This is a genomic window from Phyllobacterium endophyticum (assembly GCF_003010935.1).
GTDB classification, from domain to species: Bacteria; Pseudomonadota; Alphaproteobacteria; order Rhizobiales; family Rhizobiaceae; genus Phyllobacterium; species Phyllobacterium endophyticum.
This window is the reverse complement of sequence record NZ_PGGN01000007.1, coordinates 220,690-232,973: the sequence shown is the minus strand read 5'-3', so window position 1 is coordinate 232,973 and position 12,284 is coordinate 220,690. Positions and strand designations below refer to the sequence as shown.

Here is a 12,284-nt window from a genome sequence, read left to right as displayed (position 1 = left end):
AGGAAGGCTAACCTCAACGGGTGAGCAAGAACAACGACGAAGCGTTCGCCGGCGATAAATCAGGCACCGCGCGTCCGGGCGAGTCCATCGATGGCGGGCTTGTACTTCGGATCAAGCTGCGCGGCTCTGGCGTATGACTTGGCCGCACGCTTCTTATCGCCGCGATGTTCATAGATGAGCGCCTGATTGGCCCAACCCTCTGCGATATCCCCGTCAAGCTTGATCGCGGTATTGAAGTCATCGAAGGCGTTGTCATCGTCACCCAGCGCCACATAAGAAATTCCCCGGCCATTATAAGGCTCTGCGGCATCGGGCTGCAAAGAAATGGCCGTAGAGAAATCCTCGATCGCCTGCTTGTGCTGGTTGCGCGCCTGATAGATCAGCCCGCGATTGTGATAGGCGCGCGGGTCGGTTGTGTTCAACTGGATGGCTTGCTGGAAGTCATTCATCGCCTGATCGAGTTGCCCCGCTTGACGGTAGAGATTGCCGCGCCCGATATAGGCGGCATCGTATTGCGGGTTGATCTGAATGGCTTTGCTATAGTCCGCGGCTGCCTGTGCCGTATTGCCCATGTTGCGATAGACGAGCGCGCGGTTGGCGTAAGCCTGATAGAAGCTAGGGTTCAACTGCAGCGCGGTGTTGAAGTCCTTGATAGCCTCACTGTTCTTGCCGGCCCGGCCATAAGCCGATCCGCGAACATTATACGCTTCCGGATCTCTCGGATTGTTGCGGATAACTTCGTTGAGTGAACTGATATTTTCGGTAGAACCCTGTGCCTTGTCGATACCGGTCATGTCGGTGGTCGAGGTGCTCTGGCATCCGGCAATCGCAAGCGCGAAAACAGAGACAATGACGAGCCCCGTGAGACGTGAGGTCTTGGGTTCCGACCAGATTGCGCGACGTGTGGTCAGTTCAACTGGATGAGTCATGTCTTACGTGTCCCGTTCAATGAAAAGCCGCAACGGCTTTATTGTTCCGATGGCACCAAACGAAAAAGGGCGGTGTGACGCAAGCCACTCCACCCCGTGATCGGGTCAAGGCGTCGATAAATCGAAGATCAACGAGCCGCGGAAGCGCGGGCCGGTGTCTTCTTTACAGGCATTGGAAGAAGACCTTCGCGCTGAGCCTGCTTTCGAGCGAGTTTGCGGGCGCGGCTGATTGCCTCGGCCTTCTGACGCGCGCGCTTGATCGATGGCTTCTCATAATGATCATGCATCTTCATTTCGCGGAACATGCCTTCGCGCTGCATCTTCTTCTTGAGGACGCGGAGAGCCTGATCAACATTATTTTCGCGTACGAGTACCTGCACGTTTTATCCTGTATCTCTTAGAATTTCGTTGAGCCCGGGCCGCATCCCCAATTCTTCAAGGGACAGCAAACCAGACTTCGCGACGGTCATCCATCGCAAACTGCGGTGGCCATTATCAGAAAGTTCGAGGTATGTCCATGGTGGTGCCGCGCAAAAGGCTCGATGTGGCTGCAAACACGAAGCAGGTTTTGCTAATTTTAGTTTAACCGGCATTGAGCGCCAATCTCCGTCGCAAAATGGCAAAAGAGCTTTGGGCGGATGCGATACTGATGCATAAAAGCATGGCATTCTCTGTTGAAATCGATGTCGATTTCTGAACAGGCAAATGCAGGTAAACTCGTTCGAACAATCGCTTTGCGATGGCTCAATTGGTGGGCCAAGCTGCTGGGAATGAATGATGCGGAAATATTCGGTATTTGCTTTGGCCCGCGAAGCGCTGCGAGCCCACAAGGGCTGGGACCAGCAATGGAGTTCGCCGGAACCCAGGCCAGAATACGACGTCATCATAGTCGGCGCTGGAGGGCACGGGCTTGCCACTGCTTATTATCTTGCCAAGGAACACGGTATTACCAATGTCGCCGTGCTTGAAAAGGGATGGCTCGGCGGGGGCAATACGGGCCGCAATACCACGATCATCCGCTCGAACTATCTGTACGATGAATCCGCCGGAATCTATGAGCACGCGGTGAAGCTCTGGGAAGGTTTGAGCCAGGACCTCAACTACAATGTGATGTATTCGGCGCGCGGCGTCATGATGCTGGCGCACAATATCCACGACGTCCAGGTGTTCAAGCGGCATATTCACGCGAACCGGCTAAACGGCATCGACAATGAGTGGCTGACGCCGGAGCAGGTGAAGGAGTTCTGCCCGCCGATCAATCTTTCAGCGAGTGCCCGGTATCCGATCATCGGTGCAGCACTGCAGCGGCGTGGCGGCACCGCCCGGCATGATGCCGTGGCTTGGGGCTATGCGCGCGCAGCCGCCGATCGCGGAGTGCATATCATCCAGAACTGCGAAGTAACCGGCATTCGCCGCGCTCCCAATGGGGCCGTCGTCGGAGTCGATACCAATCGCGGACCGATCAATGCCAGGAAAGTCGGCGTTGTGGCGGCTGGTCATACCTCGGTGATCATGAACATGGCGGGTGTGCGCATGCCGCTGGAGAGCTATCCCCTTCAGGCGCTGGTGTCGGAGCCGGTCAAGCCGCTCATACCATGCGTGATCATGTCGAATACCGTCCACGCCTATATTTCCCAGTCGGACAAGGGGGAGATGGTCATCGGCGCGGGAACTGACCAATACACGTCTTACTCGCAGACCGGCGGTCTTCACATCATCAACCACACGCTCGATGCGATCTGCGAAATGTTTCCCGTCCTTACACGACTGAAGATGCTGCGGTCCTGGGGCGGCATTGTCGACGTAACGCCGGATCGTTCGCCCATCCTCGCCAAGACGCCGGTCTCCGGCCTTTATGTCAATTGCGGCTGGGGCACCGGCGGGTTCAAAGCGACGCCCGGGTCGGGAAATGTGTTCGCCCACACAATTGCGCGGGATGAACCGCACCGTATCAATGCGCCGTTCACGATCGAGCGCTTCACTTCCGGCCGGCTGATCGACGAAGCCGCCGCGGCCGCTGTTGCGCACTGAATTTTCAAGGAAGACCACGACATGCTTCTCATCAAATGCCCTTATTGTGAAGAAGAGCGCCCCGAACTAGAGTTCCGCAACGCTGGTGAAGCGCATCTCGTGCGCGCCAATCCGATTACTGAACAATCCGATGAGGATTTTGCAGCGTTTCTCTATTTCCGCCAGAATCCGAAGGGGCTGCAGTTCGAGCGCTGGCGCCATATTCATGGGTGCGGAAGATTCTTCAATGCGGTTCGCGATTCCGTGTCCGACAAATTCCTGACAGTTTACAAGGCCGGGGAGCCCCGCCCGGACATGCAGCCCCAACTTTCGCCCGCGCCGGCGGAACTGCCCGTGACCAAGCGCTCACCGCGTACCAAGAAAGTGGAGGTTTGAGCCGATGAGCACCTCTACCCATTCCGGCAGCAATCGTATCCACGGCGCGGGCCGTTTGACCCCGGCGAAAACCGTACGCTTTACGTTTGACGGGCAGAACCTGACCGGGCTCGAAGGCGATACGCTGGCTTCCGCGCTACTCGCCAACGGTATTCATCTCGTCGGGCGTTCATTCAAATATCACCGGCCACGCGGCATTCTCTCCGCAGGCAGCGAAGAGCCGAACGCCTTGGTGGATATCGAGCGTGACAAGTCTCGCAGGCAGCCCAATGTGCGCGCGACCGTGCAGGAAATCTACGACGGTCTCAAAGTGAAATCCCAGAATCGCTGGCCCTCGCTCACGTTCGACGTCGGCGCGCTTGGAGACGTGTTTTCGCCGATGCTGCCGGCGGGCTTCTACTACAAAACTTTCATGTGGCCGAAGTTTGCGTGGAAGTCGATCTACGAACCAAGGATTCGTGCTGCTGCGGGTCTGGGCGTGACGCCGGGCGAGCCGGATACCGACCGTTATTCCAACCGTTTCGCCCATTGCGATGTGCTCATCGTCGGCGCGGGTGCCGCCGGTCTGGCGGCTGCTCTCAGTGCCGCATCGACTGGTGCCAGCGTCATCATCTGTGACGAACAACCGGAGGCGGGTGGAGCTCTCCGTTATGAAAGCGCCGTTACCATTGACGGCCAGCCGGGCTATGAATGGGCGGCGTCGGCAATCACGAAACTGCGCGCTCTCGATAATGTCACCGTGCTGACCCGCACGACTGCGTTCGGTTATTACGCGCAGAACTTCGTTGGATTGGTCGAGCGCATCAGCGATCATCTGAGCAGTCCAGCTTTGGACATGCCGCGCGAGCGGTTGTGGCAGGTTCGGGCCAAGAAGGTCGTTTTGGCCACCGGTGCCATCGAGCGGCATCTGGTCTTCGCCAATAATGACCGGCCTGGCGTCATGCTCGCATCGGCCGCCCGACTATTCCTCAATCAGCATGGAGTTGCCGTCGGCCGCAAAGTCGGTGTCTACACGTCCAACGATTCCGCGTATGCGGCGGCGATCGACCTGAAGAACGCCGGTATCGACGTGCCGGTCATCGTCGATACGCGAGACAATCCGACCTCCGCGATCGTGGATGCTGCCCGCTCGCTTGATATCGAAGTGCTGACCGGTCATGCCGTCTTCAGTGCCGGGGGCAAGCGGCGCGTGTCGTCGATGTCGATCCAGCCGACCAGGGGCGGAAGCGAACGCAAGGTCGCCGTCGATGCGCTGATCATGTCGGGCGGCTGGACGCCGTCAGTGCACCTGTTTTCACAATCTCGCGGCAAGGTGACATGGGATGCGGCGAACGAACGCTTTCTGCCCGGGACATACGCGCAGGATTGCGTATCCGTCGGCGCTTGCAACGGCACAGATGGTTTGCAGGCGACATTGGACGAGGGACTTGCAGCTGGTGAAGGCAGAACCTCACCAATCGTCGCGACCAACGGAACCGAATGGACAGGCGGCATGATAGGCTCGGCACCCGGCGCTGGCGCCGATACGAGTGTAAAGGCGTTTGTCGATTTCCAGAATGATGTCACTGCCAAGGATGTTCGACTTGCCGTGCGTGAGGGCATGCACTCGATCGAGCATGTCAAGCGCTTCACCACCAATGGAATGGCGACGGACCAGGGCAAGACTTCAAATCTCCACGGCCTTGCGATTGCCGCTGAGGCCCTTGACCGGCCGATCCCGGCGGTTGGACTGACTACATTCCGCGCGCCGTTTACGCCGGTCACATTTGGTGCGATCGTCAATCACGCGCGGCATGATCTGTTCGATCCCACACGCGAGACGCCGATGCATGATTGGCACGCAGCTCAGGGCGCGGCTTTCGAAGATGTCGGTCAATGGAAACGGGCCTGGTACTATCCCCAGGCCGGCGAAGACATGCACAGCGCAGTCAACCGCGAGTGTGTCGCCGTGCGTAACCAAGCCGGCATTTTCGACGCATCTACGCTCGGCAAAATCGAAGTCGTTGGTCCGGATGCCGCTAAGTTCCTCGAGCTTCTCTATACCAATCCGTGGGAGAAACTTGGCGTGGGACGCTGCCGTTACGGCATCATGCTGCGCGAGGATGGTTTTATTTATGACGACGGCGTCGTTGGACGGCTGGCGGAGGACCGCTTTCACGTGACCACAACGACTGGCGGCGCGCCGCGGGTCATGCATCATATGGAAGACTATCTCCAGACAGAATTCCCGCATCTCAATGTCTGGCTCACCTCCACAACGGAGCAATGGGCGGTCATTGCCGTACAAGGCCCAAAGGCCCGCGAGATCATAGCGCCGCTGGTTGAAGGCATCGATATGTCCAATGAGGCCATGCCGCATATGAGCGTGCGCGAAGGCAAGATTTGCGGAGTGCCGACACGGCTGTTCCGTATGTCGTTCACCGGTGAGTCCGGCTATGAAATCAACGTGCCTGCGGATTACGGCAGGGCAGTCTGGGAAGCAGTTTACGGCCGAGGCAAGCCGCTCGGGCTCACGCCCTATGGCACGGAAGCGATGCATGTCCTGCGCGCCGAGAAGGGTTATATCATCGTTGGTCAGGATACGGACGGGACCGTCACACCGCATGATGCAGGGCTGACCTGGGCTATCGGCAAGAACAAAACGGATTATGTCGGCATCCGCGGTTTGTTGCGCCGGGATCTGGTGGCCAATGGCCGTAAACAGCTCGTGGGATTGAAGACTGTTGACCCGACGATTGTGCTGGAAGAGGGTGCGCAGATCGTGGCTAACCCCAACCAGCCCGTACCAATGACCATGATCGGCCATGTGACCTCGTCCTACTGGTCGGAAAATTGCGGTCGCTCCATCGCTTTGGCCCTGGTGATCGACGGGACGAAGCGGCTCGGCGAAACGCTTTACGTACCGATGCCCAATGGAGTGATCGAAGTAGAGGTCACGGGAATGGTGTTTTTCGATGAAAAGGGAGAGCGTTTGAATGGTTGAGTTGGCCCATGCAACGCGATTGCATCCGCTGCAAGCGGGCAACCCGGATGTTGCGTCCGCATCAGTTACCCTTGCTGACAATGCGACGCGTGTTTCGCTTCGAAGCAGGGCCGATGCAGTAGCGGCTCTGTCAGGGACGCTCGGTTTGGCGTTGCCGACGAAACCGAAGACGACCGCTACCAGCGGAAGCCGAGCGGCGCTGTGGCTTGGCCCCGACGAGTGGCTGATCATAGATGACGTCGACAGCAGCGTTGCGGCCGATCTTGCCGAAGCGAAAGTGCTGCATTCGGCGGTCGATATTTCTCACCGCAACGTGGGAATAATCGTGGACGGCAGGGGAGCTGCCGCTGTGGTCAATGGTGGCTGCCCGCAGGATTTGTCGTTGAAGGCTTTCCCGGTGGGGGCGGCGTCCAGAACTGTTCTTGGCAAGATCGAGATTGTCCTGTGGCGCAATGCTGAAAACAGGTTCCGCGTGGAATGCTGGCGGTCATTCGCGAACTATGCCTATGCATTTCTGCGGGAGTCTGCGCGCGACGTGGCCGTTTAGCACCAAAGGAACAATGGCCTTAGCGTCGGCTGCGTGAGCCCGCGCACCTCTAGTGCGTTTTGATTGGAATTACCGAGGAAAAGAACGCTGTGAAAAACGTTTGACGGGTTTTTCATAGTACCATACGCGGAATTTTATGTTAGGGGCGCAGGAGTTGGGCGCTATCTCAATTGCGCCACTGTTTTCCCCAAGTGAAATGCCGGTGACTGCCAGTTCGCGTGGTCTCTTTGCATAGAGAAATCGTGATGGCTGTAAGAAAGCGTCTGGTTATCAATTTTACCGGCTATGAGGGATTACACCCTGACAAGGTGCGTGGCCGGTATCTGAATAGCTGCGCTGATTTCAGCCGGCTATGGCACGCCAGGACGCAGGCATCATCCATGACGATGGAGGGGCGCGATATAGGTTCGATGCGTATCGAAACAACCGGCGCGGACTGGCAGACGGAAACGGAATTCTGCCAGTTTGGCAGTGCCGATATTTTCGACGCCTATGCCGCCCGGAATGTCGCGACGCGGTTCCTCACCGGCCTGATCGCGTTTTTCGATATCCTACTGAGCGGCACATTTTTTCGCTATCTTCGGACGAGCTGGCGCTTTTGTATATTCTTCCTGTGGCCGTTTGCCTTTGCCTGTTTCGTAACTCTGGTGACGATCTTTCTAGGGGCATTGCCGCTGCTTGCAGGATTCCATGCACTTCACATGGTCTGGACGATACCGTTCGCGTTGTTGGTGGGCCGATTGCTCGTCCGCTGGCCGGGCGACAAATTGTTCTTCTCCTACCTGCTCGACGATTGGACAGCAGCAGCAGATCGTATCCATCTGCGTAACGCCGGTCTTGTGGAACGGCGGCGCGAATTCGCCAGGCACCTTTGCGATAAATTGCGTGCGAGCAATGCCGACGAGGTGGTCATTATAGGTCACAGCCTCGGCACTGTTCCAGCCGTGGAGGCCATAGCCGATGTTTGGCGCAGTGATCCCGCACTGCTACGGCAGAGACCAGTATCCTTGCTTGCGGCAGGCTCGTGCCTGCTGATGATTGCATTTCATCCTCGCGCTGCAAGCCTGCGTGAAGATGCCAGAATCGTATTCCAGGAAGCGCCGGTTCTATGGACGGAATTCCAGACGATCTCCGACATCATCCACTTTTATAAGTCGGATCCTGCCGCCGCTCTCGGCATAAAGCCGCTCAACCACCCTATTGTCCGTCAGATCCGCTTCAAAAATATCCACAGTGCCAATCGTTATGCCAGGGCGAAGGCGAACTTCTTCAAGATGCACCTTCTGTTTCTTAAGGGAGCGCAGATCCGCAACCCGTACGATATTGGCATGTTTGTTCAGGGGCCGTTCGAATTCAAAGAACTCATGACGACCTATCGGGACAGCCCTGCACCACTGGATGCCGAAGGGCGACTGGCTTGACGTTGGCTCAGTCCATTTCCGGAGGTTGTGCAAGTATGGCAAGGGTCAACCAGTTTGCGACGAGGGCGGGCTTGAGCGTGTTTTCAATCTCCAACGTGACCTCGTAATTGTTGAGGACACGGCCCGAGGGGCGAATATCCGCATCAGCGAGTTTGAAACGAGCCCGTACGCGCTTGCCGGTAACAACGGGCGACATAAAGCGGACCTTGTCGAAACCGTAATTGATACCCATTGTTGCGCCTTCGATCATCGGTAAGGCCTCATAGGCCAATGTCGACAGCAGCGAGATTGTCAGAAACCCATGCGCGATAGTGCCACCAAAGGGGGCCTCTTTTGCTGCGCGCTCGGGATCTACATGGATGAACTGGTGATCATCGGTTGCGTCGGCAAACTGATTGATCATTTCCTGGGTAATCGTGCGCCACTCCGAGCAGCCAATTTCAGTTCCGATAGCTGCTTTCAGTTGCTTGAGCGTCATCGCTGCTTTCATAGTCTCGACTTTCTGCGCGCGTTCATTCGGGATACTGGCTTTCGATAGTCTCTAGCGCGCCATTTGTCATCCCCGACCAGCGTATCCTAAGCGGTCCACTGCTGGATGTCGTCGCGCTCCCCGATAAGCGCGAGGCCGTGGGCAATAGAGAGCAGTTCGCCCCCACTCTCGATCCGGCCGTGATCGAAGCGCTCGGTGAAAATGCGGCGAACCGCGGGAACGAATGATGTTCCGCCGGTCAGGAATATCTTGTCGATGCTGGAAGGTGACGTATTTGTCTTCTCAAGCACATCGTCCAAGGCCCCTTCTATTCGCTCCAGATCACCGGAAATCCAGTTTTCAAAATCAGAACGGCGTATCAGTTTGCGCCCTCCATCGCCAAGCGGGGCGAAATTGAATTCCGCTTCATCTGCCGAGGAGAGCGCAATTTTGGTTGCGGACACGGCCTGATAGAGCGGATAGCCCTCGTCATGATCCACCAGATCTACGAATGTTTCGAGTTTTTCCGGCTCCAGGCTGTCACGAACCAATTTCTTGAGGGCGACGAACTCCTTTGAAGTCTTGAAGATCGACAGCTGATTCCAGCGGCCGAAATTCGCGTACCAGGAAGATGGAACTTCCAAGGTTTTGTTGAAGCTCTTGAACAGGCTGCCTTTGCCGATTTGCGGTGATACGATTTGATCGATCATGCGATAATCGAAATGATCGCCCGCGACGCCGACGCCGGAATGCCCGACGGGCGTCGCGCTAAGTTTGCCCCCTGATGTTTCGAAGCGGATGATCGAATAGTCTGTCGTGCCGCCGCCGAAATCGGCTACCAGCACGGTAGCATCGGATTGTAGATGCTGGGCGAAATAAAAGGCTGCCGCTACCGGCTCATAAACGAAGTGGATTTCCGGAAAGCCGAATCGTGTGAGCGCCGCGTTATAGCGCTCGGTTGCCAGAACCGCGTCTGGATTGGCGCCGGCAAAATGCACAGGACGTCCGGTGACAATGCGCGTGATGTCGGCAGGCCAGTTGTCGCCGGCATAGGTTTTGAGACGGCGCAGAAAAATTTCCATCAGATCTTCAAACGTCTGCCGCTTGGCAAATATCAATGTACCCTGAAAGAGAGCACTGGCGGCAAAGGTCTTGATCGATTGCAGGAAGCGGCATTCGCCAGGATGATCAATGAACTGGCGAATTGCCGCATGGCCGGCTTCTACCTTCAGTGCCGATGCGCCAGCCAATGGATCTTTCATGAATGACAAGGCGGTGCGCATGCTGTCAGCCGTTCCGGCGGTGCTGGTGAACGACAGCGAGCGGGTCGATGCCCCGTTGGCAAGGGCCATGACAGTGTTGGTTGTGCCAAAGTCGAAACCCAGCGCCTGAGCCATGGCCGCGCTCCTTGATGCCAAAAATTGATGGGCCGTGAACATGTGGAGGGGAGGCCAAGCGCCTCACCGATTGGGAACGCGCGTCATTGCATGGCAGAGCAATGGATGCAAGTGGGCTAGGCTTCAACCCGGGCCCGCTCTCCGGCGCTTTGGATGAAATCAACGAAAGCCCGCAGCGGGACGGGCATGTGCGTGCGGCTCGGATAGTACAACCGCGGTCCGGTAAAGCTTTGCCACCAGGCGCCAAGCACTGGGACAAGCTCGCCGCTCGCGATGGCTGAACTCACGTATTCCTCAAACGTATAGATCAGCCCGATACCCGCGACGGCGGCACCAACGCTGACTGCCGCCGTCGAGGCAATGAGCGGACCCTTAGGGGTGACTTTTATCAGTTTGCCGCCCCGTTCGAATTCCCAACCTGGGATAACGCCGCTGGCAAAACGGTGGCGTATGCATGCGTGGTGGATAAGTTCACGCGGATGCTCAGGCTTGCCTTTCTTTGCGATATAGGCTGGAGCCGCAGCGACAACAAACCGCTGGCTGCGCGGCCCTATCGGGATCGCAATCATGTCGCGCTCGATGCTCTCGTCATAACGAATGCCCGCGTCGAAGCCTGCGGCCAAGACATCGATGAATGTGTCAGAGGCTGAAACCTCCAGCGTGATTCCGGGATGTGCAGCGAGAAACCGATTCACGATAGGCGGCAGAATCTTCTGCGCTACGATGACCGGTACGTTGAGCTTGAGGGTACCGGAGGGACTGTCGCGGAAATTGTTCAAAGCATCGAGTGCACTCGCAATCTCGCTCAGGGCTGGATTGAGTCGCTCGAGCAGCTGTGTTCCCGCCTCGGTTGGCGTTACGCTGCGTGTGGTTCGGTTGAGAAGTCTGACGCCGACACGCGCCTCCAGCCGGCGTATCGCCTCGCTCAGCGAAGACGCCGAGACACCGCGGAGCGTCGCGGCAGCGCGAAAACTGCGGGCCTGTGCGACGGCAACGAAAGCATCGAGGTCAAATAGATTGGGCATTGTGCATTTTTCCGTACGACCCGTGCAGAATATACCGGATTATCGCACACGCAAGGCTCTTTTATATTGATTGGCGAAGGTTGAACTACGGAGTTGAGACATATGAGATATCTTCACCTTGGAAGAACCGGGCCGAAAGTTTCCGGGATTGGACTTGGCTGCATGGGCATGTCTGGCATGTATGGCCCCTCGGATCGGGCTGAAAGCATTGCAACCATTCATGCTTCGCTGGATGCGGGGATCAATCTTCTCGACACGGGCGATTTCTATGGTCAGGGCCACAATGAGATGCTTATCGCAGAGGCCCTGAATGGCAAGAGGCGTGAAGATGTGATCCTCAGCGTCAAATATGGAGCGCTACGCGATCCAGCCGGCGGTTGGTCCGGCTTTGACGCGCGGCCGGAAGCTACAAAAAACTTCCTCGCCTGTTCGTTGCAGCGCCTTGGGGTCGACTATATCGACATATATCGCCCGGCGAGACTTGATCCAAACGTACCCATTGAAGACACGATTGGGGCGATCTCCGACATGGTCAAAGCGGGTTATGTCAAGCACATTGGCTTGTCAGAGGTTGGTTCGGCAACGATCCGGAAAGCCGCAGCCGTTCATCCAATCGTGGACCTGCAGATCGAGTATTCGCTGATATCTCGCGGTATCGAAGATAACATCCTGCAGACCTGCCGCGAACTGGGGATCGCAGTCACTGCCTACGGGGTGCTTTCTCGAGGCCTCATCAGCGGTCACTGGAAAAAAGACAATGCAGGCCCGGGCGACTTCCGGACGCATAGCCCACGTTTTCAAGGCGAGAACGTCGACAAGAACCTCGCGCTGGTCGATGCCTTGCAAGAGATCGCAACTAGCAAAGGAGTTACGGTCGCACAGATTGCCATCGCCTGGGTCGCCACGCAGGGTAAAGACGTCATACCGGTAATCGGGGCGCGGCGGCTTGACCGGTTGAACGAGGCTCTTGGCGCGCTCGATGTCGAGCTTACAAGCGAAGACCTCAGCGCCATCGAAAGGGCTGTGCCCAAGGGCGCAGCCGCCGGAACACGCTATTCCGAGGCGCAGATGGCGCATCTCGACAGTGAGGCTGGTTCCCGCCATTGA

General features: G+C 57.2%; 11 protein-coding genes. 6 read left to right on the top strand and 5 right to left on the bottom strand.

The annotated features are described in order from the left end of the window. Positions 1-59: 59 nt before the first annotated feature. Together CU100_RS25485 and rpsU are read right to left on the bottom strand one after the other, a co-directional pair. Positions 60-929, bottom strand: a complete 870-nt coding sequence (locus CU100_RS25485) for a tetratricopeptide repeat protein (protein ID WP_106719442.1) — start codon at positions 927-929, stop codon at positions 60-62. Positions 930-1,057: 128 nt separating this feature from the next. Beyond that, positions 1,058-1,309: a 30S ribosomal protein S21 gene (gene rpsU, locus CU100_RS25480; protein WP_106719441.1), complete on the bottom strand. Its 252-nt coding sequence runs from the start codon at positions 1,307-1,309 to the stop codon at positions 1,058-1,060. Positions 1,310-1,706: 397 nt separating this feature from the next. Here rpsU and CU100_RS25475 point away from each other — a divergent pair, with 397 nt between their 5' ends. The 5 genes from CU100_RS25475 (at position 1,707) to CU100_RS25455 (ending at position 8,286) form a co-directional block, all read left to right on the top strand. Continuing rightward, positions 1,707-2,960 carry a sarcosine oxidase subunit beta gene (locus CU100_RS25475; protein WP_106719440.1) on the top strand — a complete coding sequence of 418 codons (1,254 nt, stop codon included), beginning with the start codon at positions 1,707-1,709 and terminating at the stop codon, positions 2,958-2,960. A gap of 21 nt (positions 2,961-2,981) precedes the next feature. Next, the gene (locus CU100_RS25470; RefSeq protein WP_106719439.1) at positions 2,982-3,335 is read left to right on the top strand and encodes a sarcosine oxidase subunit delta; all 354 of its coding nucleotides are present in this window, start codon (positions 2,982-2,984) and stop codon (positions 3,333-3,335) included. Between the two features lie 4 nt (positions 3,336-3,339). Beyond that, positions 3,340-6,318 carry a sarcosine oxidase subunit alpha gene (locus CU100_RS25465; protein ID WP_106719438.1) on the top strand — a complete coding sequence of 993 codons (2,979 nt, stop codon included), beginning with the start codon at positions 3,340-3,342 and terminating at the stop codon, positions 6,316-6,318. Further along, entirely contained in the window at positions 6,311-6,865 is a 555-nt protein-coding gene (locus CU100_RS25460; RefSeq protein WP_106719437.1) for a sarcosine oxidase subunit gamma, read from the top strand. Before CU100_RS25465 ends, CU100_RS25460 begins: the two co-directional genes overlap by 8 nt. Positions 6,866-7,110: 245 nt before the next feature. Further along, entirely contained in the window at positions 7,111-8,286 is a 1,176-nt protein-coding gene (locus CU100_RS25455) for an alpha/beta hydrolase (protein WP_106719436.1), read from the top strand. 7 nt (positions 8,287-8,293) lie between these two features. Here the strand turns inward: CU100_RS25455 and CU100_RS25450 are convergent, their stop codons facing one another. The 3 genes from CU100_RS25450 to CU100_RS25440 all read right to left on the bottom strand — a co-directional run bounded on the left by CU100_RS25450 (position 8,294) and on the right by CU100_RS25440 (position 11,177). After that, positions 8,294-8,776, bottom strand: a complete 483-nt coding sequence (locus tag CU100_RS25450) for a MaoC family dehydratase (protein WP_106719435.1) — start codon at positions 8,774-8,776, stop codon at positions 8,294-8,296. A gap of 86 nt (positions 8,777-8,862) precedes the next feature. Then, on the bottom strand, positions 8,863-10,152 hold the full coding sequence (locus CU100_RS25445) for an Hsp70 family protein (RefSeq protein WP_106719434.1): 1,290 nt from the start codon (positions 10,150-10,152) through the stop codon (positions 8,863-8,865). A gap of 116 nt (positions 10,153-10,268) precedes the next feature. Further along, positions 10,269-11,177, bottom strand: coding sequence for a LysR family transcriptional regulator (locus CU100_RS25440; RefSeq protein ID WP_106719433.1), 909 nt, complete (start codon positions 11,175-11,177; stop codon positions 10,269-10,271). A gap of 102 nt (positions 11,178-11,279) precedes the next feature. On the opposite strand from CU100_RS25440, the gene CU100_RS25435 reads away from it, so the two are divergent. Then, entirely contained in the window at positions 11,280-12,284 is a 1,005-nt protein-coding gene (locus tag CU100_RS25435) for an aldo/keto reductase (RefSeq protein ID WP_106719432.1), read from the top strand.

Bases quoted from the DNA above. Each gene is read 5' to 3' on its own strand.
- CU100_RS25485 (WP_106719442.1), bottom strand. From the start codon at position 929: ATGACTCATCCAGTTGAACTGACCACACGTCGCGCAATCTGGTCGGAA.
- CU100_RS25475 (WP_106719440.1), top strand. From the start codon at position 1,707: ATGCGGAAATATTCGGTATTTGCTTTGGCCCGCGAAGCGCTGCGAGCC.
- CU100_RS25470 (WP_106719439.1), top strand. From the start codon at position 2,982: ATGCTTCTCATCAAATGCCCTTATTGTGAAGAAGAGCGCCCCGAACTA.
- CU100_RS25465 (WP_106719438.1), top strand. From the start codon at position 3,340: ATGAGCACCTCTACCCATTCCGGCAGCAATCGTATCCACGGCGCGGGC.
- CU100_RS25460 (WP_106719437.1), top strand. From the start codon at position 6,311: ATGGTTGAGTTGGCCCATGCAACGCGATTGCATCCGCTGCAAGCGGGC.
- CU100_RS25455 (WP_106719436.1), top strand. From the start codon at position 7,111: ATGGCTGTAAGAAAGCGTCTGGTTATCAATTTTACCGGCTATGAGGGA.
- CU100_RS25450 (WP_106719435.1), bottom strand. From the start codon at position 8,776: ATGAAAGCAGCGATGACGCTCAAGCAACTGAAAGCAGCTATCGGAACT.
- CU100_RS25445 (WP_106719434.1), bottom strand. From the start codon at position 10,152: ATGGCTCAGGCGCTGGGTTTCGACTTTGGCACAACCAACACTGTCATG.
- CU100_RS25440 (WP_106719433.1), bottom strand. From the start codon at position 11,177: ATGCCCAATCTATTTGACCTCGATGCTTTCGTTGCCGTCGCACAGGCC.
- CU100_RS25435 (WP_106719432.1), top strand. From the start codon at position 11,280: ATGAGATATCTTCACCTTGGAAGAACCGGGCCGAAAGTTTCCGGGATT.